General features: G+C 62.7%; 23 protein-coding genes and 1 tRNA gene. 15 read left to right on the top strand and 9 right to left on the bottom strand.

Annotation, left to right across the window (positions count from 1 at the left end; translation table 11 throughout):
* Positions 1–580, top strand: a 580-nt coding sequence (gene proC / locus EN914_RS01890; protein ID WP_127388989.1) for a pyrroline-5-carboxylate reductase, incomplete at its 5' end; no start/stop codon positions are given.
* A 4-nt stretch (positions 581–584) separates the two neighbouring features.
* On the opposite strand, the gene EN914_RS01885 is transcribed toward proC, so the two are convergent.
* Positions 585–1,901: an NAD(P)H-dependent oxidoreductase gene (locus EN914_RS01885; RefSeq protein ID WP_024504800.1), complete on the bottom strand. Its 1,317-nt coding sequence runs from the start codon at positions 1,899–1,901 to the stop codon at positions 585–587.
* Positions 1,902–2,240: 339 nt separating this feature from the next.
* On the opposite strand from EN914_RS01885, the gene EN914_RS01880 reads away from it, so the two are divergent.
* The 3 genes from EN914_RS01880 (at position 2,241) to EN914_RS01870 (ending at position 4,490) form a co-directional block, all read left to right on the top strand.
* A complete protein-coding gene (locus tag EN914_RS01880) occupies positions 2,241–3,647 on the top strand; it encodes a PTS galactitol transporter subunit IIC (RefSeq protein WP_024504799.1) in 1,407 nt (468 codons plus the stop codon).
* 75 nt (positions 3,648–3,722) lie between these two features.
* Positions 3,723–4,184 (top strand): PTS sugar transporter subunit IIA, encoded by a 462-nt coding sequence (locus tag EN914_RS01875; protein ID WP_024504798.1) that lies wholly within the window; start codon positions 3,723–3,725, stop codon positions 4,182–4,184.
* A gap of 18 nt (positions 4,185–4,202) precedes the next feature.
* On the top strand, positions 4,203–4,490 hold the full coding sequence (locus EN914_RS01870; protein WP_024504797.1) for a PTS sugar transporter subunit IIB: 288 nt from the start codon (positions 4,203–4,205) through the stop codon (positions 4,488–4,490).
* Positions 4,491–4,523: 33 nt separating this feature from the next.
* Here the strand turns inward: EN914_RS01870 and EN914_RS01865 are convergent, their stop codons facing one another.
* Together EN914_RS01865 and EN914_RS01860 are read right to left on the bottom strand one after the other, a co-directional pair.
* Complete coding sequence (locus EN914_RS01865; protein WP_024504796.1) at positions 4,524–5,918, bottom strand: multicopper oxidase family protein; 1,395 nt, start codon at positions 5,916–5,918, stop codon at positions 4,524–4,526.
* Between the two features lie 164 nt (positions 5,919–6,082).
* On the bottom strand, positions 6,083–6,715 hold the full coding sequence (locus EN914_RS01860; protein WP_024504795.1) for a TetR/AcrR family transcriptional regulator: 633 nt from the start codon (positions 6,713–6,715) through the stop codon (positions 6,083–6,085).
* Positions 6,716–6,817: 102 nt separating this feature from the next.
* On the opposite strand from EN914_RS01860, the gene EN914_RS01855 reads away from it, so the two are divergent.
* Positions 6,818–7,222, top strand: a complete 405-nt coding sequence (locus EN914_RS01855) for a VOC family protein (RefSeq protein ID WP_024504794.1) — start codon at positions 6,818–6,820, stop codon at positions 7,220–7,222.
* A gap of 85 nt (positions 7,223–7,307) precedes the next feature.
* Here the strand turns inward: EN914_RS01855 and metH are convergent, their stop codons facing one another.
* Together metH and EN914_RS01845 are read right to left on the bottom strand one after the other, a co-directional pair.
* Positions 7,308–11,117, bottom strand: coding sequence for a methionine synthase (gene metH / locus EN914_RS01850; protein WP_024504793.1), 3,810 nt, complete (start codon positions 11,115–11,117; stop codon positions 7,308–7,310).
* A 130-nt stretch (positions 11,118–11,247) separates the two neighbouring features.
* Positions 11,248–12,066 (bottom strand): alpha/beta fold hydrolase, encoded by an 819-nt coding sequence (locus tag EN914_RS01845; protein ID WP_024504792.1) that lies wholly within the window; start codon positions 12,064–12,066, stop codon positions 11,248–11,250.
* 190 nt (positions 12,067–12,256) lie between these two features.
* Between EN914_RS01845 and EN914_RS01840 the strand changes: the two genes are divergently transcribed.
* The 5 genes from EN914_RS01840 to EN914_RS01820 are packed head-to-tail and all read left to right on the top strand — an operon-like array spanning position 12,257 to position 16,880.
* The gene (locus tag EN914_RS01840) at positions 12,257–13,510 is read left to right on the top strand and encodes an ABC transporter substrate-binding protein (protein WP_024504791.1); all 1,254 of its coding nucleotides are present in this window, start codon (positions 12,257–12,259) and stop codon (positions 13,508–13,510) included.
* A 3-nt stretch (positions 13,511–13,513) separates the two neighbouring features.
* Positions 13,514–14,251 (top strand): ABC transporter ATP-binding protein, encoded by a 738-nt coding sequence (locus EN914_RS01835; RefSeq protein ID WP_024504790.1) that lies wholly within the window; start codon positions 13,514–13,516, stop codon positions 14,249–14,251.
* Positions 14,248–14,961, top strand: a complete 714-nt coding sequence (locus tag EN914_RS01830; RefSeq protein ID WP_024504789.1) for an ABC transporter ATP-binding protein — start codon at positions 14,248–14,250, stop codon at positions 14,959–14,961. The genes EN914_RS01835 and EN914_RS01830 overlap by 4 nt, the downstream gene beginning before the upstream one ends.
* 12 nt (positions 14,962–14,973) lie before the next feature.
* Positions 14,974–15,849: a branched-chain amino acid ABC transporter permease gene (locus EN914_RS01825; RefSeq protein WP_024504788.1), complete on the top strand. Its 876-nt coding sequence runs from the start codon at positions 14,974–14,976 to the stop codon at positions 15,847–15,849.
* A complete protein-coding gene (locus tag EN914_RS01820) occupies positions 15,846–16,880 on the top strand; it encodes a branched-chain amino acid ABC transporter permease (protein ID WP_024504787.1) in 1,035 nt (344 codons plus the stop codon). Before EN914_RS01825 ends, EN914_RS01820 begins: the two co-directional genes overlap by 4 nt.
* Positions 16,881–16,904: 24 nt before the next feature.
* Here the strand turns inward: EN914_RS01820 and EN914_RS01815 are convergent, their stop codons facing one another.
* Both EN914_RS01815 and EN914_RS01810 read right to left on the bottom strand, forming a co-directional pair.
* Positions 16,905–18,221 carry a M20 family metallopeptidase gene (locus EN914_RS01815; RefSeq protein ID WP_024504786.1) on the bottom strand — a complete coding sequence of 439 codons (1,317 nt, stop codon included), beginning with the start codon at positions 18,219–18,221 and terminating at the stop codon, positions 16,905–16,907.
* A gap of 57 nt (positions 18,222–18,278) precedes the next feature.
* A complete protein-coding gene (locus EN914_RS01810; RefSeq protein ID WP_024504785.1) occupies positions 18,279–19,184 on the bottom strand; it encodes a MurR/RpiR family transcriptional regulator in 906 nt (301 codons plus the stop codon).
* Positions 19,185–19,411: 227 nt separating this feature from the next.
* On the opposite strand from EN914_RS01810, the gene EN914_RS01805 reads away from it, so the two are divergent.
* The 3 genes from EN914_RS01805 (at position 19,412) to EN914_RS01795 (ending at position 21,753) form a co-directional block, all read left to right on the top strand.
* A complete protein-coding gene (locus EN914_RS01805) occupies positions 19,412–20,494 on the top strand; it encodes an RNA polymerase sigma factor (protein ID WP_164752857.1) in 1,083 nt (360 codons plus the stop codon).
* An 87-nt stretch (positions 20,495–20,581) separates the two neighbouring features.
* Positions 20,582–21,118 carry a carboxymuconolactone decarboxylase family protein gene (locus EN914_RS01800; protein WP_024504783.1) on the top strand — a complete coding sequence of 179 codons (537 nt, stop codon included), beginning with the start codon at positions 20,582–20,584 and terminating at the stop codon, positions 21,116–21,118.
* A 110-nt stretch (positions 21,119–21,228) separates the two neighbouring features.
* A complete protein-coding gene (locus EN914_RS01795; protein ID WP_013530204.1) occupies positions 21,229–21,753 on the top strand; it encodes an OsmC family protein in 525 nt (174 codons plus the stop codon).
* Positions 21,754–22,058: 305 nt separating this feature from the next.
* Here EN914_RS01795 and EN914_RS01790 read toward each other — a convergent pair whose 3' ends face one another.
* Complete coding sequence (locus EN914_RS01790; protein ID WP_024504782.1) at positions 22,059–23,633, bottom strand: DUF882 domain-containing protein; 1,575 nt, start codon at positions 23,631–23,633, stop codon at positions 22,059–22,061.
* Between the two features lie 320 nt (positions 23,634–23,953).
* A tRNA-Thr gene (locus EN914_RS01785) sits at positions 23,954–24,028 on the bottom strand.
* Between the two features lie 94 nt (positions 24,029–24,122).
* On the opposite strand from EN914_RS01785, the gene EN914_RS01780 reads away from it, so the two are divergent.
* Both EN914_RS01780 and EN914_RS01775 read left to right on the top strand, forming a co-directional pair.
* Positions 24,123–24,383, top strand: coding sequence for a hypothetical protein (locus EN914_RS01780; protein WP_024504781.1), 261 nt, complete (start codon positions 24,123–24,125; stop codon positions 24,381–24,383).
* Positions 24,384–24,513: 130 nt separating this feature from the next.
* The coding region (locus EN914_RS01775) for a UDP-N-acetylglucosamine 1-carboxyvinyltransferase (protein WP_164778644.1) at positions 24,514–25,471 on the top strand (958 nt) is incomplete at its 3' end.

The following is a 25,471-nucleotide window of genomic DNA, read 5'->3' as shown; positions in this document are numbered from 1 at the left end:
CGTCACGGCCGCCTACAAGCGTTTCGGCGACGGCCGCACCACCTTTGTCAGCATCGCTGCCGGCACGCCTGCCGCCACCTTCGAGGAAATCCTGGGCAACCGCGCGCCGATCGTGCGCTGCATGCCCAACACGCCCGCGGCGATCGGCAAGGGCATGATGGTGGTGTTCTCCAACAAGCTCGTGTCCGATGACACCAAGCGCTTCGTCGCCGACCTTTTGTCGGCAAGCGGCGAAGTGGCCACCATCGACGATGAAGGCCTGATGGATGCGGTGACCGCCGTGTCCGGATCAGGGCCGGCCTATATCTTCCATTTCATCGAAGCGCTGACCGTGGCAGCCGAGAAGGCCGGTCTGCCGACGGCGACCGCCAAGCTGCTCGCCATGCAGACCGTCTATGGCGCCGCCTCGCTCGCCGCCGAAAGCGGCGAGGAACCGGCCGTGCTGCGCCAGCAGGTCACCAGCCCCAAGGGGACGACGGCCGCAGCGCTGGACGTGTTGATGGGCGAGGATCGGCTGACGCGCCTTCTCACAGAGGCGGTGGAGGCTGCGCGGCTCAGGTCGGTTGAATTGGGGAAGTAAATCCTCAGCTTGCCCCGTACAGCATCTCATCCTGCAGCCGGCGCAAGGCGAACAGCCTCGTCGTCTGGTCGGGCGACGCATTGTCTGACGTCAGCAACTCGCCTTTCTTGACCGGTTTCAGCACCTTGCCGCCCTCGAGCAGGCCGACCGGCACGGCGCGCTGGGCACGGGCTTCGCCGACGGTCATCGTCCAGGAACGGTAGCAGGTCTCGCCGATCGCATCGAAGGTCTCGCCGGAGGCAAGGTCGCGCTTGGCGACGGCGCACACTTCGGCAACGGGCCGCGGCAGCGGCACCATGTCGGGTTTGCCGAAAAGCATGATGCGGGCGGCGGTCAGCGGCACCTCCAGCGACGTCAGATGATACGGCCGGAACAGGCTGTAGTAGGGGCCGTGGCCGATATGCAGATCGTCCATGCGCTCGATGATGCGCGGATGCGTCGCCTCGACGATGACGAAGACGCCAGGCGCGACGCCCTTGCCGACCGTGTAGTCGACGACGCCTTTCCTGAGCAACAGACCGCCATCCTCGCGCGGGATCAGCACCTTGGCGAGGTCATCGCGGTCGGCCTTGGGGCCGTGCATGCCGGGCACATCGGGCACCAGCCCGGTGGCGTTGGCGATGGCGCACATCTCGACCATGGTCTTGGAGCCGTCGACGAACTCGACCAGCATGCGCGGGTTCATGTTGCGGCGGATCGCTTCGGCGCGATAGTCGTCCGGCACAGCATCGTGGTTGAGCGGGTTGTTCTTGCCCTTGCCGGCCGAGACGATGGTCAGCCCGAGTGCCGACGCGAATTCGATCAGTTCCATGCAGCTCGACGGTTCGTCGCCCGCACCCACCGAATAGACGACGCCAAGCCGGTCGGCCTGCTGCTTGAGATAGCAGCCGATGGTGACGTCGGCCTCGACGTTCATCATCACCAGATGCTTGCCGTGCTCCATCGCCATGAGGTCGAAATCGGCGGCGACGCCCGGCTTGCCGGTGGCGTCGATGACGACGTCGATCAGCGGGTTGGTGACCAGCATCTCGTTGGATGTGATGGCGAGCTTGCCGCTCTCGATGGCGCCGGTGACTTTCGACGCGGTATCGGCTTCGACCGCCATGGCTTCGTCGCCATAGGCGATGCGGATGGCATCGCGCGCGGTGTGCGGGCGGCGCGTCGAGACGGCGCAGACCGAAATACCCGGCATCAGCATGCCCTGTGTGACCAGATCCGTGCCCATTTCGCCCGAACCGATGACACCGATGCGTACTGGGCGGCCTTCGGCGGCACGCTTGGCGAGATCACGGGCAAGCCCGGTCAGGGCGACGTTGGTCATGCAGGAATGTCCACAGCTTCGTGATTTGGGGTCGGATAGCAGGGAACGGGCTCTATTTGCCAACGAAACCGGACGCGGCCGGCAATTTCCCACGAAATCGTCTCGGAATAGACGTCCGCCGAGGCTCGATTGGCCGAAGCGCAACCAATTGACATTGCAGCGGACAACCCCAATAAAACATTCGTTTGTCAACAAAGGCAAATGTTCACCGGCGCGACAGTCGGGAAACATTCGCCTCTGGGGCAAATCGGGGAGTGTCTTTGCGCCACGGCGTCAAAGGCTGGATGGAGCATCATTGCGAGGCGTCGAGCGAAGGCTCGCGGCTCCAGGGGAGGAAAAATGGATACTGTTCTCGCGGGCCTAAAAGGGGCCATCGATACGCTTGGCCCGACGATCCTGCTGCCAATTGTCATTTTCATCATCGCCGTGGTTCTGGGCGCCAAGGTCAGCAAGGCTTTTCGCGCCGCCGTCACCATCGGCGTCGCCTTCATCGGCATCAATCTGGTGCTTGGCCTCATGTTCACGTCGATTGGCGACGTCGCCAAGGCCATCGTCACCAACACCGGCATTCATCGCGACATCATCGATGTCGGCTGGCCCTCCGCGGCCGCGATCGCCTTCGGCTCGTCGGTCGGCCTTTGGGTCATTCCGGTCGGTATCCTCGTCAACATCGTGCTGTTGCTGACACGCATGACGCGCACGCTCAATGTCGACGTCTGGAATTTCTGGCACTTCGCCTTTGTCGGCTCGCTGGTCGTCGCCGCAACCGACAATCTGGCCTATGGCATTGCGGTCGCAGCACTTGTCGCAGCACTCTCGCTGCTGTTCGCCGACTGGTCGGCGCGCGCGGTACAGCAGTTCTACGGCGTGCCCGGCATTTCCGTGCCGCATCTCGCCTCGGCGCAAATCCTGCCGATCGCCATTGTGCTCAACTGGATCATGGACCGCATTCCCGGGATCAACCGCATCAACATCAACACCGATACGATCGAGCGCAGGTTCGGCGTGTTCGGCGAACCTGTCGTGATGGGCCTCATCATCGGCCTCGTGCTTGGTGCGATCGCCTTCTACAATGCGGGTGATCTCAGCGTGGTGCTGGCCAAGGTTCTGGGCACCGGCATGACGCTGGCCGCGGTGATGCTGCTGCTGCCGCGCATGGTCAAGATCCTGATGGAAGGCCTGCTGCCGGTTTCCGACGCAGCCCAGGCATTCGTGCGCAAGCGCACGGGCGATCGCGAGCTTCTTGTTGGCCTCGATTCCGCGATCCTGATCGGCCATCCGGCCGCGATCTCGTCGTCGCTGATCCTGGTGCCGATCGCGATCATCCTGTCCATCATCCTGCCTGGCAACCGCGTCATCCTGTTCGCCGACCTTGCGGTTATCCCCTTCATCGTCGCCATGACCGCGCCGCTGGTCAAAGGCAACGTGTTCCGCATGGTGGTGATCGGCACGGTGACGCTGGCCATCGGCTTCTACGTCGCCAACGCGCTGGCGCCGCTGTTCACAAGCGCAGCAGTCTCGTCGGGCTTCAAGCTGCCGGCGGACGCGCTGCAGATCACCTCGGTGGTCGACGGCTTCCTGTGGGTGCCTTACGTGGTCATCGAGGCGATCCAGGGGCTTGGACTTGTCGGCATCATCGTGATCGCGGTGGTCATCGCGGCATTGTTTGTCCTCTACCGCCGCAATCCGCTCGGCTGGGAACGGGCCGCGGGCGCCGAGGACGAGCCGGCCGAAGAGACGGCCTGAACCTGATAGCGTCTACCCTTCAAACCGATCGTGCGCCCTACCTCGGGGCGCACGATTTCATAGACGGAGCAAAGAATGTCCGACGGCCTCATGCAGCTTCTGGACCCCGACGCGATCGTGCTCGGATCCGATGCCTCGACCAATGAGGAGATCATCCGCATCCTGGCGGGCCGGCTGGAGACACTTGGCTATGTCAAAAGCTCCTATGCCGACGCGGTCGTGCGCCGCGAATTGACCATCCCGACTGGACTGCCGCTGGAACGCTCCGACAACGTCGCGGTGCCGCATACCGATCCGGAGCATGTGCTGAAGCCTGGGATCGCGATGGGCATATTGAAGCAACCAGTGACCTTCGCCAATATGGAGGATCCCGACGAGATGCTGCCGGTCGGCTTCGTCTTCCTGCTTGCCATCAACGACAAGGACAAGCAGATTGAGGCGCTGCAGGCCGTCATGGCCACCATCCAGAACCCGCAAGCCTTGGATGATTTGAGGGCGGCCAGAACCCTCGAAGACGTGCGAGCCGTACTCGGCTGAAACAAGGAGAAAGCAGAGATGTCCAGACAGAAAACCATTCTCTTTGCCTGCGGCACGGGCATCGCCACCTCGACCGCGGTCAATGTCGCCGTCACCGAGGAAATGAAGAAACGCGGCCTCACCTTCAACGCCCAGCAGGCAAAGGCCACCGAAGTGCCCGGACTGGCCGACAATGTCGACTTCATCGTCTCAACCACCCCGATCTCCGCTTCGGTGACCAAGCCGGTCATCAAGGGCCTCGCCTTCCTCACCGGCATCGGAAAGGACAAAGTGCTCGACGAAATCGAGGCGCAATTGCGCAAGTGACGGGCCAGACGCGACGCGCAGGCTGACGCGGCTTCACACCACCGTGACGTAGCTCGTCATGCCCGATTTCTGATGCTCGATGATGTGGCAGTGCAGCAACCAGTCGCCGGGATTGTCGGCGACGAAACCGAGCTGAACCTTTTCATTGGGCTGGATGAGATAGGTGTCGGAAATCACAGGCTGAACCTGGCGCGTCGAGGATGACAGCACCTTGAAGCTCATGCCGTGCAGATGCATCGGATGGGATTGCGGCGTCAGGTTCTCCATGTCGATGACGTAGCTTTGGCCAAGCTTCAGTTCGGCCAGAGGCGCGGTCGGATCCTTGGTGTCGCCGGGCCACGGCACTTTGTTGATGGCCCAGAAACTGTAGCCAAGCGAACCGCAGATGCCATCGCTCGGGACGTTTTCCGCCGTGGCGCTCAGTGCCAGGGAAATATGCCTAGCATTGGCGAGATCCACTTCCGCCACCGGATTGAGCTCCAGTGGAGCAACATCGCGAATGTCCCGTTTGAGGGATTTTCCTGTCGCGTGCAGGGTTGCCAGGATTTTTGGCTTGGTGCCCCTGACGTCCCTCAAGCTGACGATCGCGCCTTCCTCGTCGGGCATGCGTATGACCAGCTCCATGCGCTGGCCGGGTCCAAGCAGCAAGGCATCGGGCGAAAAACGCTCAGGCACCGGGTTGCCGTCGAGCGCCATGACACTCGCCTGCGCACCGTCGACGCGAAAAGCGTAGATGCGCGTCACGTCGGTGATGGCGACGCGCATCCGCGCCAGTCCGCCGGCCGGCGCATCATATTGCGGCTGGTCGAGCCAATTGGCGGTGCGCACCGTGCCGTAAGTGCCGGTCCTCGCGGCATCGCGCGGCCGGAACTGGTCGATGAACTGACCGTCGTCGCCGAGGCGCCAGTCGCGCAGATTGACGACCATTTCGGCATCGAATTTCGGATCGCTGGGGTTCTCGACCACGATCACTCCCGTCAGGCCGTGGCCCATCTGCTCCAGCGTGTTGCAGTGCGGATGATACCAGAAGGTGCCGGCGTCAGGCGGCGTGAAGGCGTAGTCGAAATGGTCGCCGGTGTAGACGTAGGGCTGGACCAGGAACGGCACGCCGTCCATCTTGTTTGGAACGCGAATGCCGTGCCAGTGGATCGTCGTCGGGTCGTCGATGGCATTGACGAGACGCGCGGCAAAGGGCTCGCCTTTTTTCATCCTGAGCACGGGCGGCATGCCAGCGTTGCCATAGGTCAGCACATCCCTGGTCTGGCCGACATCCATCAGCTTCGCCTGGATTTTTGCCGTCTGCAAAACCACAGGCTCAGCTGTGGCGGCGGCCCAGCCGCCAAGCCGGCCCATGGCCGAAAGCCCGATCCCGCCCGCGCCGGCAATCGCTGCCGTTTTCAAAAGCCCGCGTCGGGTGAATACGGTCATTTGGCGCTCCAGCTGCAAAGACGGCTGCCCTGGGTTTATCGCAGCCTTGGATCGTAAGCGAGCATCCTGTGCCTAAACCGACTCCGCCACCGGCCTTAAGCAAAAGACGCTGGCGTGGACGGACAATCGACCACAATAAGCATCGCTGGCGGAGCGGCGCGCGACTATTTCGGCCGCGCCCCATAGGCGGCAAGGAATGCTTCGACCGAAGCATCGGCGTGCCGCTCGAGATCCGCCTTCGAACGCGGGTTGCTTCCGGTGAACATGGCTTCGTTCATTGGGATCCAGAGAAGCATTCCGAAGAGATGGCTGGCCGCCAGACGGGGATCGCTGGTCTGCAACAGGCCTCGACTGGTAAGCTTTTGAAAGCATGATGCCACCGAGGCAAGCATGCGTTCAAAACCTTTTTCATACCAGCTCCGGCCAAGCTGCGGCATCCGATCCGCGTTGGCGATAATCAGACGCCGCAGCTTCAGCAGCTCTTCGTCCATCAGCGTCGTTGTCATGCGTCGGGCAAGCTGCTGTAGCCCACCCTCCATGAATTTCGCCTCGGAAAGCAGCATCGTCACGGACTCGACGACATCGTTGGTCTGGCTGGCGGTGGACTCGACGACTTCGCCGAAAAGCGTCTCCTTGTCCGTGAAATGCTTGTAGACAGTCTGCTTGGATGCGCCTGCTTTGGTGGCGATCTCTTCCATGCTGGTTCCATCATAGCCCTTGGCGATGAAGGCGGCCGTAGCCGCTTCAATGATTTCACGATCCTTGCGAGCCGACCTGGTCTCACCATCAATTTTCATAGCGCCTCTCAACCAGTACTAGACGGTACCGTTCCCGCATGGTAGCCATGGTTACAGTACTAGACTGGCTAGTACCCATCAACGGCAGCAAGGCTTAGACCGATGACCAAAATGATCTTCCTCAATCTACCGGTACGCGATCTGCAGGCGGCGACCAAGTTCTATCTCGCGATCGGGGGCACGCTGAACCCGCAGTTCTCGAGCGACCAGTCCAGCTCGATCATGTTCTCAGACTCGATCGGGGTCATGTTGCTGACGCACCAGCATTACAGCCAGTTCACAGCGCGCCCGATCGGCGACCCCAAGCGGGACAGCCAGATGTTGATCGCACTCACCGTCGACAGCAAGGACGAGGTCAATGTCGTAATCGAGAAGGGCGTGTCGGCAGGAGGTCGCGCCGATCCCAACCCGGCGCAGGATCTCGGTTTCATGTTCAACCGTCACATCGAAGATCCGGACGGCAACGTCTGGGAGCTGCTGTGGATGAACCCGTCGGCCATGCAATAGCCCACAGGAATCGAAGCGGGCCAGGATGACACTGGAGAAGCGACCGGCAGTCGCCTGTCGCTTCCGCCAGGCGCGCCGGCATCGGCTATTCAGCCGCCTCGGCATAGTGTGCCGGCACGTAGTTGAGGATGGGGCCAAGCCAGCGCTCGACCTCGGTCAACGGCATCGCCTTGCGGCGCGCATAATCCTCGACCTGGTCGCGTTCGACCTTGGCGACGCCGAAATAATAGCTTTCGGGATGCGCCAGATAGATCCCCGAGACGGATGAACCCGGCCACATCGCATAGCTTTCGGTCAGGCTCACGCCGGCATTGCCTTCGCCGTCGAGCAGCCGGAACAAAGTCGCCTTCTCCGTATGGTCGGGCTGAGCCGGATAGCCGGGCGCCGGTCGGATGCCGCGATAGGGTTCGCCGATCAGCTCGTCGGGCGCCAACGATTCGTCTGGCACGTAGCCCCAGAATTCCTTGCGCACCTTCTCATGCATGCGCTCGGCAAAGGCTTCGGCGAAGCGGTCGGCCAGCGCCTTGACCATGATCGAGGAATAGTCGTCATTCGCCCGCTCGAACCGTTCGGCGATAGCCACCTCCTCGATGCCGGCGGTGACGATGAAGCCGCCGATGTAATCGGCTTTGCCGCACTCCGCCGGCGCGACGAAATCCGACAGGGCAACATTGGCCTTGCCGTCGCGCTTGGTCAGTTGCTGGCGCAAGGTGAAGAACGTCGCCAGTTCCTGCGACCGCTTCTCGTCCGTAAACAGCCTGATGTCGTCGCCGACGGCGTTGGCCGGCCAGAAGCCGATGACGCCGCGCGGCGCGAACCATTTCTCGGCGATGATCTTGTTCAGCATCGCCTGCGCATCCTCGAACAGCTGGCGCGCGGCGGCGCCTTGCGCCTCGTCTTCGAGTATTTTGGGATAGCGGCCCTTCAGCTCCCAGGTCTGGAAGAACGGCGTCCAATCGATGTAGCGCGCGAGCTCGGTCAGGTCCCAGTTCTCGAACACCTTGACGCCTGTGAAGGACGGCTTCGGCGGCTCATATTCGGACCAGTCTATCCGATGCGCATTGGCCCTCGCCTTGGCCAGCGGCAAACGCTGCTTGTCGGCTTCCGAGCGGGCATGCGCATCGGCGACCTTCTTGTATTCGGCGCGCACCGTATCGACAAAGCCGCCCTTGCTCTCGTTGGACAGCAAGGATGAGACCACGCCGACCGCGCGGCTGGCGTCGGTGACATAGACCGTCTGCCCCTTGCTGTAGCGCGGGTGGATCTTCACCGCCGTGTGCACGCGGCTGGTCGTCGCGCCGCCGATCAGCAGCGGAATTTCGAAGCCTTCACGCTCCATCTCGGCGGCCATGTGCGCCATCTCGTCCAGCGACGGCGTAATCAGGCCGGACAGGCCGATGATATCGACATTTTGCTCGCGCGCCGTCTGCAGGATCCTGGCCGCCGGCACCATGACGCCGAGATCGATGATCTCGTAATTGTTGCAGGCGAGAACCACGCCGACGATGTTCTTGCCGATGTCATGGACATCGCCCTTGACCGTCGCCATCAGGATTTTTCCGGCCGTTTTGCGTTCGCCATTGTCGATGCCGTTGGCGGCGTTTGCCAGCTTCTCGGCTTCCATGTGCGGCAGCAGTCCAGCCACCGCCTGCTTCATCACCCGCGCCGACTTCACCACTTGCGGCAGGAACATCTTTCCCGCACCGAACAGATCGCCGACGACGTTCATGCCGGCCATCAGCGGACCTTCGATGACATGCAGCGGCCGCTCGGCGGCAAGCCGTGCTTCCTCGGTGTCGGCATCGATGAATTCGGTGATGCCGTTGACCAGCGCATGGCTGATCCGCTGTTCGACAGTCCATTCGCGCCAGACGAGATCGCGCTCCTGCGCTTCCTTGCCGGCCGTGCCCTTGAAGCGTTCGGCGATCTCCAGCATGCGTTCGGTGGCGGTGCCGCCGGCCTTGGGCGCGCGGTTGAGCACGACATCCTCGCAGGCCTCGCGCAGATCAGGCTCGATCGTATCGTAGACGGCGAGCTGGCCGGCATTGACGATGCCCATGTCCATGCCGCGCTGGATGGCATGGTAAAGGAATACGGCATGCATGGCCTCGCGCACCGGCTCGTTGCCACGGAACGAGAAAGACAGGTTCGACACGCCGCCGGAAATGTGGACATGCGGCAGCGTGGCGGTGATCTCGCCGGCCGCCTCGATGAAGTCGACGCCGTAATTGTCGTGCTCCTCGATGCCCGTGGCGATGGCGAACACGTTGGGATCGAAGACGATGTCCTCGGGCGGGAAGCCGGCCTGTTCGGTGAGGAGCTTGTAGGCGCGGGTGCAGATCTCGACCTTGCGCGCCTTGGTGTCGGCCTGGCCGTCCTCGTCGAAGGCCATAACGACGACGGCGGCGCCATAGGCGCGGACCAGCCTGGCATGATGCAGGAAGGCTTCTTCGCCCTCCTTCATCGAGATGGAGTTGACCAGCGGCTTGCCCTGCACGCATTTCAAGCCGGCTTCGATGATCTCCCATTTCGAACTGTCGACCATGACAGGAACGCGGGCGATGTCCGGCTCGGCGGCGATCAGGTTGAGGTATTCGACCATGGCCTTCTTCGAATCGATCAGACCCTCGTCCATGTTGATGTCGATGATCTGCGCGCCGTTGGCGACCTGGTCGCGGGCGACGTCGAGCGCGGCGACATAGTCGCCCGCCGTGATCAGTTTCCGGAACTTGGCCGAGCCGGTGACATTGGTTCGCTCGCCGACATTGACGAAGGGGATCTCGTCGGTGAGCGTGAATGGCTCCAGCCCGGACAGGCGCATCCTGGGCTCAATGTCCGGAATGGCGCGCGGCGGATACTTCCCCACCGCCTCGGCGATGGCGCGGATGTGCTCCGGCGTCGAGCCGCAGCAGCCGCCGACGACATTGACCAGTCCCTCACGCGCGAAATCCTCGATCTGGGCGGCCATGAAGTCCGGGCTTTCGTCATACCGGCCGAATTCGTTGGGCAGGCCGGCATTCGGATAAGCGCAGACAAAGGTGTCGGCGACACCGGATATTTCGGCCAGATGCGCTCGCATGGCGTTGGCGCCGAGCGCGCAGTTGAGGCCGATGGTGAAGGGGCTGGCGTGCCGCACCGAATGCCAGAAGGCCGTCGGCGTCTGGCCCGACAGCGTGCGGCCGGAGAGGTCCGTGATGGTGCCCGATATCATCACGGGCAGGCGCACGCCCTTCTCGATGAAGATCTCTTCCGCCGCGAAGATCGCCGCCTTGGCGTTCAGCGTGTCGAAGATGGTCTCGATCAGGATGATGTCGGCGCCGCCATCGATCAACCCGCGCAGCTGCTCGCCATAGGCGAGGCGCAAATCGTCGAAGGTCACGGCGCGATAGCCAGGATTGTTGACGTCGGGCGACATCGAGGCGGTGCGGTTGGTCGGCCCGAGCGCTCCGGCGACAAACCTTCGCTTGCCGTCCTGCTGCTCGGCCCGAACAGCGGCGCGCCTGACCAGCCGCGCGCCATCGCGGTTCAGCGCATAGACGGCATGTTCCATGCCGTAGTCGGCCTGGGCGATCGAGGTCGAGGAGAAAGTATTGGTCTCCAGGATGTCGGCGCCTGCGATGGCGTACTGGTAATGGATCTCCTCGATCGCCCCGGGCTGGGTCAGGATCAAAAGGTCGTTGTTGCCCTGCTGATGGCAGGCGCAGCCGGCGAAAGCCTCGCCGCGGAATTGGTCCTCGTTAAACCCGAGGCCCTGGATCTGCGTGCCCATGGCGCCGTCGAGGATGAGAATGCGCTCGCGTGCCGCCGCTGTCAGCGCGGCAAGCACTTCCGAGCCGTCCGGTTTTGCCGCGACGGGGCCGAACAATGCGTCCAGCGAGGCAGAATTCTGCGACATTTTTTATCCCTTTGGCGACAGGCCTTTTCATGTCACATAAGGATATCTTTATGTCAATATACGACAGATGCGCGTGATTGTCACCCACCCAACGCGAAGGCGGGTCCGTGGCGCCGGTTTTCCGACGGACCTACGCTCTGTCGACGCTCGCCAGGAAGCGGGCGAGGACCGGATTGAAGCGATCCGGCGAATCCCAGAACGGCGCGTGGCCGGATTTGTCGAGCAGATGCGCCTTGCCTTCCCATAGATTGGAGAATTTCACAGCCGAGACGAAATCGGTGTTGACGAATGGCTCGTCGATGCCGTTCAGAACGGCGATCGGCGGCGTCTTGCCGGCCACGATCTCGCGCTGGTTCCGGCCAGTGCCGGCCGCGAACTTTTCGAACATCAGGCGCCGCGCCCGTCCATCGGTGCGCGCCACCGTGTCGATGAGAAACGGCTCGAACGGCTCGCCGCAAGTGCTGCGCGCATAGGCCTCCACGTCGGCGCCGGTGAAGGTCTCCTGCCCGGCGAGATGCATATGCGGGCTCGGCTTGAATCCGCTGCCGACCTCCTCGGGCGAGACAGGCGGCGTGCCGGTGATCATCAAGCCAAGCAGGCCGGGAAAGCGGTCGATCATCTCAAGCCCGATATGGCCGCCGAGCGACCAGCCGAAGACGATGGCCTTGTCGATGCCGAGCAGCCCGAGCACTTCGGTCATGGCATCGGCATAGCCTTCCATGTTGTAGGAACGCTCTGGATCGATCGCATCGCCGGACGCTCCATGGCCGGGCAGGTCGGGAGCGATGAGGTGATATCGCTCGCCCAACGGGCCGTCCAACTGGTTGCGGAAAACGGCACTGGAAGATGAATTGCCGTGGATCAGCATGACAGCGGTTCCCTGGCCGCTGGTCTCACGCACCGCGATCTTGCCATGGCTGGTTTCAAGGGTCTTCTGCGAGATCGTCATTGTTCGCTCCATCGGGAATTGCCCTGTTTTAATGCAGTTGCGCAGCAAAGCGCCACGGCTTCCATACCTTTGCGGGAACCTTGTTCCCGGCCAGGTTGCGTTGAAAAATCCTTTTCAAATAAGAACAATTATGCGTAGATTGTCAATTATCCAACTCCCGATGAACGGGAGGAAAACAGGGAACAGCACGATGAAGCCCAAATCCGCCGCAAGTCGAATCCGCCATATGCTGATGAGCACGACGTTGATCGGCATGTTTGCCGCATCAGCCGCCCCCGCCTTTGCCGACGTCGTCAAGATCGGCCTGCTTGCGCCGCTCACCGGCCCTGCCGCGGCGGACGGCCAGGAATTCCAGCGCGGCGTGCAGATGGCCATCGACGAAGCGAACGCAGCCGGCGGCGTTGCCGGAGATACGTTCGAACTGGTGGTCGGCGACGTCAAGGATCAGTCCGCCGGCAACGTCACCAGCGCCGTCGAACGCCTGCTTGGCGATCCGGGCGTGCACTTCATGCTGACCGGCTATGCCAGCTTGACCAATTTCGAGATCGACAACATGGCCGAGGCGGAAATGCCCTACATGCTGGCGGCCACCTCGCAGCAGACCAGGGACATCATCGCGCCGAGCCCCGACAAATACATGTGCTGCTGGTCACTGACGCCTTCCTTCGACGCCTACAACACCGACGTCACCCTGTTCGTCGAGAAGCTCGCGGCCGACGGCAAGATCACCCTGCCGACCAAGAAGGTCGCCATCATCTCGTCCGACAATGCCTATTCGAAGACCATCTCCGAAGGCATGAAGAAGACGTTCAAGGAGAAGGGCTGGACCATCACCGTCGACGAGATCGTACCCTTCGGCGAAGTGACCGACTGGCGTTCGATCCTCGCCAAGGTGCGCGAGAACGTTCCCGATGTCGTCATCAACACCGACTATCTGCCGGGCAATTCGGCGTCGTTCCTCAACCAGTTCCTCGAGCAGCCGACCAAGAGCCTCGTCTTCCTGCAATACGCGCCGAGCGTTCCGGAATTCGTCGAGCTGACCGGCAACAAATCGGATGGCGTCATCTACAACCTGCTCGGCGGCGCGCTGACGACGCCGAAGAACCCGCGCGCCGATGAGGTGGCAGCCAAGTTCAAGGCAAAATACGGCGTCGAGAGCGGCACCTACGGCGTCGGCCTCTACGAAATGACCAATGTCTATTTCGATGCGGTCAAGAAGGTCGGCGGCGCATCCGACCATGCGGCGATCATGAAGGCGCTGTCGGAGACCGACAAGCAGGTCGCGGAAGGGCGGCTGAAATTCGATCCCGCCACCCACCTTGCCACGCAGGGCGACGACTATATTCCGATCACCTTCTTCCAGATCTGGGATGGCCAGCGCACGCTGATCTCGCCTGAGAAATATGCCACCGGCGCCTTCAAGCTCCAGCCCTGGATGAAGTAGGGAATGGCCCTGCTTGAACTGGACGACGTGTCGAAGGCCTTCGGTTCGCTGAAGGCCGTCGATGGCGTGTCGTTCAAGGTCGAGGCCGGCGAGATCTTCGGTATCGCCGGCCCGAACGGCAGCGGCAAGAGCACGCTGTTCAACATCATCACCGGCATCCCGTTCGGGCCCGACCGGGGCAACATCCGCTTTGACGGCATTGCCATAAACGGCAAATCGGGACACGCCATCGCGCGCCTCGGCCTTGCCCGGACCTTTCAGCGGGAGACCAGCTTCGACGGGCTGACCGTATTCGAGAACGCGCTGATCGGCGCCAGCTACGGCAAGCAGGAAAAGACAGCGGCCACGGCCCGCAATGCCGCCGCCGAGGCGCTGGAGTTCGTCGGCCTGGGATCCCAGTCGTTCGGCCGGCTTGCCGGCGAATTGTCCGTGTTCGAGCGCAAATGCCTGATGCTTGCCACGGCGATCGCCATGCAGCCACGCATGCTCTTGCTCGACGAGCCGGCATCGAGCCTGACCAAACCCGAGATCGAGACGTCGATCGGCCTGATCCGCCGCACCGCCGAACGCGGCATCACCATCCTTCTGATCGAGCACGTGCTGACCTTCCTGATGAGCCTTTCGCAGCATCTGCTGGTGCTCAACAATGGCCGCGTCCTGGCCGCCGGCGATCCGGCAGGCGTGATCGCCGATCCGCACGTCATCGAGGCCTATCTCGGCACGAGGAGGTCGGCGGCGTGAATCCCATTCTCAGCGTCGAAGGCGTCACCGCCGGCTATGGCCGCGTCACCGTGCTGCACGATATCTCGCTGGAGGCCGGCCGTTTCGGCAATGTCGGCCTGTTCGGCCCCAACGGCCATGGCAAGACGACGCTGCTGCGTGCGATCTCCGGGCTTCTGCAGCCGAAGAGCGGCCGCATCCTGTTCGACGGGCAAGACATTGTCGGCCACAGCGCACGCGCCATCGTCGGCGCCGGCCTGATCCATGTGCCGCAAGGCAACCGGCTGTTTCCCGATCTCTCGATCGCCGACTGCATGGCGCTCGGCGCCTATTCGCCGCGGGCCCGGCCGCATGAGGCGGAAAACCGCGAAAAGGTGGTCAAGCTGTTCCCGAAACTGGCGGAACGCTGGCGCCAGCGCGTGCGCACGCTGTCGGGTGGCGAGCGCCAGATGGTGTCGATCGGCACGGCGCTGATGAGCCATCCGCGCCTGCTGATCCTCGACGAGCCGACGCTGGGGCTGGCGCCCAAGATCAAGGACGAGCTCTGCGCCTCCGTCATGGACATTTCGCACGGCGGCGTACCGCTCATCGTCGTCGAGCAGGACATCGAATTCCTGCTGGAACTGACGCAGCAACTCTACCTCGTCAACCATGGCGCCGTTGCGACCGAGATCAAGCCGGGCGAAAGCCTCGACCACGGCGAGATCATGTCGATGTATTTTGGCCATTAGGAAAATCCGAAGATGAGCGCATTGGCGGAAATCCTGTTCGGCGGCCTGTTCCAGGGCTCGCTCTACGCCATGATGGCGGTCGGGCTGGCTCTGGTCTGGACGACGATCGGCGTGTTCAATTTCAGTCATGGCGTGTTCATGATGCTGGGCGCCTACATCGCCTGGCAGCTGGTCGAACTCGGCCTGCCGGCGGCGGTCGCCTTTCCCATCGCCGTCGTCGTCATGGCCGGCGTCGGCTGGATCCTGCAGGCGAGTGTCGTGCGGCCGCTGATCGGCCGACCCAACATCGTGCTGGTCGTCGTCATCACCACGCTGGCAGCCGGGTCGCTGATCGAGAACGGCGCGCTGACCATCTGGGGACCGCGCTCGAAGCAGATCCCGGCGCTGATCACCGGCAACACCACCGTCGGCGGCGTCGGCGTCTCCCTGCACCAGATCGCCATCATCGTCATCACGCCGCTGATCCTGGCCGCACTTTGGATGTTCCTCAACCGCACGCGGCTCGGGCTGGCGCTGCGCGCCGTGGCGCAGAACGAAGATGCCAGCCATCTGGTCGGGCTGAACGTCACCGCGCTCTATGGGCTGGCCTTCGCCATTGCCGCGTCGCTTGCAGGCCTCGCCGGCATCTTCATGGGCGGCTATCGTTTCATGTCGCCGGTGATGGGCAGCGACCCGCTGCTCAAGGCGCTGATCGTCGTCGTCTTCGGCGGCATATCGAGCATCTCGGGACCGATCTTCGCCGCCTATCTGATCGGCTTCTTCGAGGCCGCCTGCAGCTATTATTTCGGCCTGTACTGGACGCCGGCGCTGCTGTTCGGCGTGCTGATCCTGACCCTGATGATGCGCCCCGAGGGCATCTTTGCCAGCCGCTCCCGAGGCCTAGCATGACCGACACGACATCGCCGATCACCCTTAGCCACACAGCGGCGGCAACCCCGATCGCTCCCGGCCGTACGCCGTGGAAGCGGGAGGCCATCGGCTTCGTGCTCGGCTTCGCGCTCCTGGCCCTGCTGCCGCTGATCTTCGGCGACACCTATGCCCGCCACATCCTGATCATGGCCTTCATCTATGCGATCGTCGCCTCGAACTGGGACCTCAGCCTCGGCTATGGCGGCGTCTTCAATTTCGGCCATCTGGCGCTGTTCGGCATCGGCGTCTATGCCTACAGCCTGCTCACCAAGCTGGCCGAATTCGATCCGTGGATCGCGCTGTTTGCCAGCGGTGTCATCGCCACCCTGGCGGCGATCCTGGTGACCATCCCGATCCTGCGGCTGAAGGGCATCTACATCATCCTGGTCACTTTCGGCTTCGCGCAGCTGGTGATGCAGGTGATCATCAGCCAGTCCGCCATCACCGGCGGCACGCAAGGGTTGGTGCGCATTCCCGGGCTATACGTGTTCGACCACAACATGGTCCGTGACGGCAAATCAGCCTATTTCTACATCGCGTTGGCGCTGCTGGTGGCGAGCACCCTGTTCCTGCGCGTGTTCGTGCGCTCGCGCACCGGGGCCAGCATCGTCGCCTTGCGCGACAATGAGGAATACGCCATCAGCCGCGGCGTCTCGATCGTGCGCCAGCGCATGCTGACGCTTGCCGCGAGCGCCTTCTTCACCGGCATCGCCGGCGCCTTCTACGCCGCCTACCAGCGCAATGCCTCGATCGACGTCTTCGGCATGAGCCTTGCGACCATCATCCTGTCGATGGTGCTGCTTGGCGGCACCAGCACTATTTACGGCGCCATCATCGCCTCTTTCGTGCTGACGATCTTCGCCGAATGGATGGCCGATTTCGGCGCGTGGCGGCCGATGATCACGGCGGTGCTGATCATCGGCGTGATGCTGGCCTACCCGAGCGGCCTGGTCGGCATGATCAAGGCTTCATGGGGCGCCGTCGCCGGACGCCTGAAGCGCCCGGCCTGACCGTTTCGGACTGGCGGCTCCGCCTCAGCGGATGCCGCACCAGTCGATGACCGAAGCGGCGATCACCTTGGCGGTCTCGACCACCGATTCGACTTCGACATACTCGTCGGAACCGTGAAATCCGTCGCCTGACGGGCCGAAGACGACACCGTCGACGCCGGCGCCGGCATAGTGCGCGGCATCGCACACGGCGACGAAGCCCCGCGCCTGCGGCGCCTTGCCGACCATGGCCTTGCGCTTCATCAGCGATCTCACCAGCGGATGGTCGACCGGCGTGTTCATCGGCGGAAAATGCAGCCCGCCGAGCTCCCATTGGATCGCAGGCGGGTTGTCGCGCAGCCACGCATCGGTCTGCGCGAAATGGTGGACGAACGCCTCGAAATCGCGGCGGTAGTCGGCCGAATTCTCGTCGGGCAGGAATTTCATGTCGAGATCGAGCACCGCGACATCGGGAATGATGGCCGGGTTGGTCATCACGGTCGGCAGACCGTGCTCGCCAAGGCCGGTGCCGCCATGCATGACGCCGATGTTGATGGTGTTCATGCCGAGCGGCAGCAGCGGATGGGATTTTGCTCGCGTCCGGTCCAGCTCATACTGGCGCACGGCGGCAATGAAGCGGGCGGCGATCTCGATCGCATTGACGCCCGGCTCCAGCCGGTCCTTGTCGTGGCGCTGCGGATAGATCTCGTTGTAGCGCAGCGCCGAATGGGCGTTGCGGCCACGGATCGTCACCCGCGCCCATTCCAGCCCGCCTTCGACCGGCAGGACATCGCCCCAGGTCGGTTCGGCGACCAGCACCGCCTTGGCGAGCTTGCCCTTCTTCACCGCGTCCATGGCGCCGAAGCCGCCGGCTTCCTCATCGACGACCGAGTGGATGGCGAGCCGGCCCTGCAGCGTGATGCCCGCCTTGCGGATCGCGCGCGCGGCGGCGATGCAAGCGGCGACGCCGCCCTTCATGTCGACGGCACCGCGGCCATAGAGCCGGCCATTGGTGATTTCGCCGCCGAACGGATCGACCGACCAGTCCTTCATCGCGCCGACCGGCACGACGTCGATATGGCCGCACAGGATCAGGCTGCGGCTCTCGTCTCCCGCCCATTCGCCGACCAGATTGGGCCGCCCGGGCAAGGCATCCCATTGCTCTGTCCTGAACCCGTCCTGCTTGAGGATCGGTTCGAGCAGCGCCTGGACATCCGCCTCGCGGTTGATCGCCGGATTGGGCTCGAATTTGGGGTTGACCGAAGGGATGCGGACCATGTCGCGGGTCAGGCCGATCAACCAGTCGCGATCGGTCTCGATCTCAGCCTGCACGGCGTCGATGAAGGTCTGGTTGTCGGGCATTGTCGCTTCCTTTTCTGCGTCGCGGCGCTTTGCATCGCTGCACTGCGCGCAACGACACTACTTCCTTGTGGTTTTGGATTTGGCGGCGTCGTCGGCCGATGACGATAGGACGGTATCGAGCGTGACCGCATTGGCGCTGCGGATCTTCTCGATGTCCTCGATGCGCTTGCGCACCCCGGCGCCATGGCCCTCCAGCGCGTGGGCAAAGACGGTTTCCATCTGGGCAACGGCCGTCGCCAGCGTGTCGAACGGCGAGTTGGCGTCGATCGCCGCGACCATGGTCAGGTCCGCTATGTCAGATATCGGCGACAGCCAGACGTCGGTGAACAGCAGGATGGAGACGCCGCGCTCCTTGGCCTGCTGGGCAAGGCTCACCACGTCCGACTGGTAGCGCCGGTAATCGAACACGACGAGGAGGTCGCGCTTGCCAAGGTCGATCAACAGGTCGAAATCGGCGGGACTCAACGAACCGATGTCGCGCACGCCGGAGCGGAACTGCAGGAGATAGCCGGCCAGCATGGAGGCGATATGCCGGCTGAACCGGCCTCCCAGCAGCACGACCTGGCCCTTGCTCTCGAGCAGCATGTTGACGGCGCGCGTGTAGGCCTGCACCGGCACAGCCGTGCGCGTACGCTCCAGGCTGTCGGACACCGAATGGAAATAGGCAAGTGCGGTGCCTTCGCTGGAGCCGCCCGGACGCTTGGCCTCCATCATCAAAAGCGGCGAATGCAGCCTGGATTCGACTTCGGTGAGCAGGCGTGCCTGGAAATCGGCAAAGCCGACATAGCCAAGCTTGGTCATCAGCCGCGTCACGCTCGGGTCGCTGACGCCGGCGCGCCGTGCCAGCCGGGTTGCGGTGCCCAGCCCCGACATCGGGTAATCGGCGAGCAGGACCTGGACGATCTTCTCTTCCGCGGAGGTGAACGCCACGGTCGTGTTGGCCAGTTCTTCGCGGATCGACATGGTCATCGCCTATCGCTGACGGAAGATGATTATCTTACAATTTTGTGAAATAGTGTCAAATCTGGAAAAAGTTTTACAGGATTGAATCTAGCCGCGTAGATCGCCCGCATCCGCCAGAATCCAATCCTTGCTCACTGCCATATGCACTTTCGATCTCGCTTGAGTATCTTGGCGGCGAGCCTGGTTCTCACGGACCCCGTTTCGGGGCCGGTTGTTACGGACGTGAAGTGAGGGTCACAACCTCAATCCAAAACCCTATCAAAGCGTCATTGGTGAACTGGTGCCCGCCGAACACGGATCGCGACGAAGCTGAACTGGCATTCGAACTTTTTCGCCAGTTGATGCATCTTAAGCCCATGGGCTACGAAACTCATATCGTGCCGAGTGATGCCGAACTGGCCCTTGCCGCTCGGGGCGGCGATTGTGGTTGCCTCGGCCTGCTGCTGGAACGTCATCGCGCACGGCTCTATGCGATAGCGCTGAACATGCTCGGCTATGGGTCGGACGCCGAAGATGCTGTGCATGAGACTTTCCTGATCGCGCTGAGGCGCATCGGCGAACTCAAGGATCCGCAAGCCGTCGGTGGCTGGCTTCGCACTGTGTTGCACCGCTGTTGCCTGCAACAATTGCGTCGACGACGACGCGAGATCTTGACCGCCGACATTCCAGACCGCCCAGACGAACGCGCAAGCATTGAGGAGCGGCTGGAGAAAGTCGCGCTTCGCGAATGGGTTTGGGACGCCCTACGCAAGCTTCCCGAGCCGCTGCAGGCTACCGCCATGTTGCGCTATTTCGGAAGCTATCAGTCTTACGAGGAACTGGCCGCCATTCTGGGTGTCCCGATTGGGACGGTTCGCAGTCGTTTGTCGCAAGCCAAACGCAAGCTTGCCGAGATGCTGCTGGAAACGGCGGGCCTTGCCGACACAGAGGCTCGCTCGCAGTCTCGCGAGCGCCAGCGATTCTACTCCGAAATTTTCAATGGGCTCAACCAGCATGGCGAGCGTGACCGCTTCCTTGGGCACTTTGCAGAGGACCTGCATCTTGTCCGCGGGACGAGCAAACCAGTGCTGGGTCGCTCATTCCTTGCCTGGGAAGTCGACGCCGACACGGAAGCCGGCGTCCGCCTGGAACCGCAGCGCATTCTCAGCGCCAGCCAGGTCACCGTGATCGAGGGACTATTCGTCAATCCGCCGGAAGACCCTTTCCACTGCCCGCCGGGTGTCGTCCTGGTGATCTTTCAGCGAGACGGCAAGGCCCGACGCTTGCATCTTCATCTTTCGCCGCGTCCGCCTAGAATCGAGGACGACTGATCGAACTTTTTCTCCCGTCCGTGACTCCTTACAGCACGCGGGCATCATCTGGCCCGGACGCAAATGGTTCCAAAGAGGAGAGAGATCATGTTCGCCTTCGCAGTTTCCCATGTTGCTTCCATCGCACACCACGGCGAGCTCGGGCCCAGCCGCTCGCGCCGCCTCCTTCACACGGCGTTCGCATCGACTGTCGTCTGCGCCACATTGTTGTCATCAGGCTTAGGCTGGGCCGGTCAAGCTGAGGTCGACGCCACCTATAAGGACGTCGAGCGGACGCTCGGCTCGGTGCCGACCTTTCTCCATCAGGTTTCAAAAGCAGCGCTGCCGGGCGCCTGGGCAGAGGTGAAGGCTCTGCAGTTCTCCAGCGAAACCGCCCTGCCGCCGAAGGTCAAGGCTCTGATCTCGCTCGCCGTCTCCGCACAAATTCCCTGCCAGTATTGCATCTGGGAAGACACCGAGAGCGCAAAACAGGCGGGCGCAACGGAGGACGAGATCGAAGAGGCCGTCGCTATCGCCGCTCTGTCACGGCACTGGAGCACAATCTTCAACGGCATGCAGGTCGACTTTGAGACCTTCAAGAAGGATCTCGGCGGCGACGCTCAGGCTGCCGCGCCTGCCAAGTAGCGCGAGCCTTGTCGGCACATTGTCGGAATTGGGGCCAGGCCGCGGCAACCGTCGTCGGCATCCGCGGACCGGAATAGGGAGTGGAATTCTCATTTTATAGGGAGGTAAAGATGCCAGTAGTCTTCGGAGAAACCGTCAGCACAGTCAAAGATATCGTGTCCGTGCTAAAGAAACACGGTGACGCGGTGCGTGGCACCTATCGTGCCCGCTACCGCTTCGACCCGCAATCAGGCGATCCTTACACAACACCGCTACTGGAGCGACCGGCGAGCCTCAAGGACAATTCGCCGACCGCCGTCTTTCCCTGGGAGCAGATCTTTGCCGCGGCGGCTGTGTGCGCCGGCTCGGATTATCCGATGCTGGCAGCGCATGCGGGGGTCGATCTTCGTTCGGTCGATTTCATCGCGGAAGGCGTGTTCGACCCGCGTGGCGAGTTCGACGGACTTGATGGGCTCACGGCGCCCGTGGACGCCCGGCATTGCTACGTGTCCCTGCACCTCAGCGCAACCGTGTGTTCTTCGGCGCCCCGCGCCGATCTGGAGAAAATTCATGAACGCGCGATCTCGCACAACATGGTGCTTGGCGCCCTTAGAGGAATTCCCATGACCAGCGAATTGGTGATTCACCAGGCGTGATCCTTTTCGCAGAACTCGCCCGCTGGGCGGCCTGTGGCTTAGTCCCGCCGGTTGCGGCCGGCGGGGCCAAATATGCCTCGTGCACGTTTGCGCCGCCACCACGATCCTGGCAAGTTCGCGGGGCGATCTGCTCGAAAGGCAACGGATGGCGGCCGACAGCAACGAGCCGACTGCCCGCTGCAGTAGCGCGCTGCTCGCCAAGTGTTATAGCGCGGAAGGGTTCGGCATTGCGAATCCCGTGACCGCCCCGGCCATCGATATGGCGCAACACATTTCGACACTGGATCGAACGGTGCTTTCGCCCTCTATTTGAAACTGGCGATGGGCAGGAATTTCACCGCGGAGCCGGTGAAGCGGCGGTGATCGGACGTCCGTCCCCGCGGTTGGAATCCATCGAGATAGACATGCTCCGGCGCCGTGCGGATGAAATTGGCGGCAATCATGGGCGTCCCTGTTGATGCGGCCCCACCGGCAACAGCGCGATCTGCCTCGGAATCGGGGCGCCGCTGGACACGGTCGGCCTTGGGGTTCGTCCTGACGCGATCTTCTGGCTTTGACGCCGGCGCCGCGATCCGCTCGCCGGCCAGCCCGTCGTCGGGGTGATGCATGGCCAGCAAGACACCGATGGCATCGCCAGATTTGGCTGCTTCCAACTGGCGCGTCGGGCTTGACTGGCTTTCCGGCCGCCATGTCGGCAATGGGACGTTGAGCGCCATCATCTCCGGCGCGACGCTCGTGGCAGCGGCATCGGCATTCGCGGCGTCCGGCTTGGCAACGGCCAGCTCGGCCTGCGCCGTGGACGCGCCGGCGATTGCCAACGGTGCGGTTTCCGGGGTGGGAACGGGTGCCGTGAACTCGGCTCGCGGTGCGAAGGCCGGCAGCGGCACTGAGCCCGGTGCCATCGCCATGACGATCGCTTCAGGCGTCTTCCCCTTCTGCCCGGCAAGCGGTTCTTCGCCTGGATCGCTGGCAGCAATCTGGATGTCCGCCCGCTGGGCATCCTGCGGCGGCACGATAGCGATACCCTGTCCGGCCGGTCTGGGTTCGACGGACCTCGCCGGTTTGCGTGGCGCCGGCACCGCTTCGGCGACATCATCGGACTCGTCTGCGCCGCCCCCGCCCAAGAGCGTCGCCAGCAGGCCACGCGGCCTGCGTTGGCCGCCGTCGACGCTTGCCAGCTCGATGTCGGGCGTGCCGGCGCCCTTGCGCGATTTGTAGGCGGCAAACGCCTGCTCATAGCCGGGCAGCGGTTTGCCGTCGCTCGGCACATGCAGTGTGTTGCCGTTCGGAAATACCCTGGCGAGTTCCTGGCGGCTGATGCCCGGCCAATGCCGCACATTGCCGACATCCATGTGTATGAAAGGCGAACCGGAGGTGGGGTAATAACCCACGCCGCCGCCCTGCATTTTGAGGCCGATGTCGCGCAGCTTCTTCAGCGGCACATCCGGCAGGAAGAAATCCATCGCGCGGCCAACCATGTGTTGGCTCTCCCGGGCCACGCCCTTCGAGCGGCTGCGCAGCATTGCGTTCGTCGCCGGCGAACGATAGGCGCTGACCACATGGATATAGGCTGTCGAGCCGCTGGCGCGATAGGCCTGCCAGACAAGATCGAGCAGGCGCGGATCCATCTTCGTCGGTTCGTTGCGACGCCAGTCGCGCAGCATGAGATTGATCTTCTTCAATCCCGCCGGATCATAGCGCCCATTGCGCTTGAAGACGATTTCAGCCTTCTCGCCCGTATGGAGATGTTGAATCTTCAAAGCACGCGTCTCCGCGAACGCGCCGGTAGCGCACAGGCAAAGGAACGCTGCGATGATGGCAGGCAGGGTCCAAAGACGGGAAGCACCGGGGGCGTTTTGCACGTTTTCGCTCACGTTCATGCCTTGCACGTTCTTTTGTTTCGGGCGATTTAGATTTCCGCCCAGATCAGGAGCCTTTCGGCCCTCTTCCTGACAAGCATGGATCTGACCGGCGAAGACGGGCATCCATGCCACAATACGTCATGTCGATGAATAGCATCTTGGTTAATGAATCGTGTCTTGCCGGGATGCGCTTCGGCTGGATTTGCCTGTGGCAGCCATTTTCTGAAGCAATGAACCGCTGATCGGGTCTGCCGGCACGAGAGCCGCGCCATCCCATGTACCCGCCTCGCCCTCGCAAATGCAGAGGACGATCGTGCGGCAACAGGGATGTTGGAAACTGGTGCTGCGAGAGAGGATTGAACTCTCGACCTCTCCCTTACCAAGGGAGTGCTCTACCACTGAGCTACCGCAGCCGCTGATGGCGGGGCTTCTGCCATATCGAACCGGCAAGCGCAAGGCCAAGTGCAACGCTTCTGTGAAAGGCTTTGCCGGATGGCTTTTAATGACATGGCAGTGCCACAATGTTGGCTATCCCTGAACAGCAAGCTGGTGGGTCGCCGGCGGGATGGGGCGATGGACGACAAGACAATTCCAGTGAAAAAGGATGGTCCACCGAAAAGCAGCGCAACAATCCGCAAGGATCGGCTCGCCGAGCAATTGCGCGCCAATCTGCAGAAGCGCAAGGCGCAGTCGCGCTCGCGGCGGACCGGCGAGGCCGACCTGCGCCCGGACGGGCTCGCTGCATCGAAGAAAATACAAAAAGATTAACTCAAATAGGTCACTCTTGGCCTGGGGTGGGCGAAATCCTATTTCTTGAACCAGATTGGCCAATGGTCTAGACGGGCCGCTACTCAAACGATTGAACCGGCCCTTTTTTGGCCGAGAGGGACGTTCTTCCATGGATCGCATCAGAATTGTCGGGGGCAACAAGCTCTCCGGAAGCATTCCGATCTCGGGCGCGAAAAACGCGGCGCTGCCTTTGATGATCGCCTCGCTTTTGACCGATGACACGCTGACGCTGGAAAACGTGCCGCATCTGGCCGATGTTGAGCAGCTGATCCGCATCCTGGGCAATCACGGCGTCGATTATTCGGTCAATGGCCGCCGCGAGAAGCAGAATGAGGGCTATTCGCGCACCATCAACTTCTCCGCCCGCAACATCGTCGACACCACAGCGCCCTACGAGCTGGTGTCGAAGATGCGCGCCTCGTTCTGGGTGATCGGCCCGCTGCTGGCCCGCATGGGCGAAGCAAAAGTGTCGCTGCCGGGCGGTTGCGCCATCGGCACGCGGCCGGTCGATCTGTTCCTCGAGGGCCTCCAGGCGCTGGGCGCTGATATCGACGTCGACACCGGCTATGTCATCGCCAAGACCCGGAATGGCCGCCTTGTCGGCAACCGCTATATCTTCCCGAAGGTCTCGGTCGGCGCCACCCATGTGCTGATGATGGCCGCGGCACTCGCCAAGGGCGAGACGGTGCTGGAAAATGCCGCCTGCGAGCCCGAGATCGTCAATCTGGCCGAGTGCCTCAACGCCATGGGCGCGAAGATTTCCGGCGCCGGCACGCCAACCATTGCCATCGACGGCGTCGAATCGCTCTCCGGTGCGCGCGTGCGCGTCATTCCCGACCGCATCGAGACCGGCACCTATGCGATGGCCGTCGCCATGACCGGCGGCGACGTCGTGCTCGAAGGCGCGCGTGCGGACCTGCTGCAGACCGCACTGGACGTGATCGCCCAGACGGGTGCGGAGATCACGCCGACCAATTCCGGCATCCGGGTGAGGCGCAACGGCGCCGGCATTTCGCCGGTCGACGTGACGACAGCACCCTTCCCGGCCTTCCCGACCGATTTGCAGG

Source organism: Mesorhizobium sp. M7A.F.Ca.CA.001.08.2.1, assembly GCF_003998455.1.
Taxonomy (GTDB): domain Bacteria; phylum Pseudomonadota; class Alphaproteobacteria; order Rhizobiales; family Rhizobiaceae; genus Mesorhizobium; species Mesorhizobium ciceri.
The sequence above is the reverse complement of the archived record's forward strand: the minus strand, read 5'-3'. Positions and strand labels throughout refer to the sequence as shown.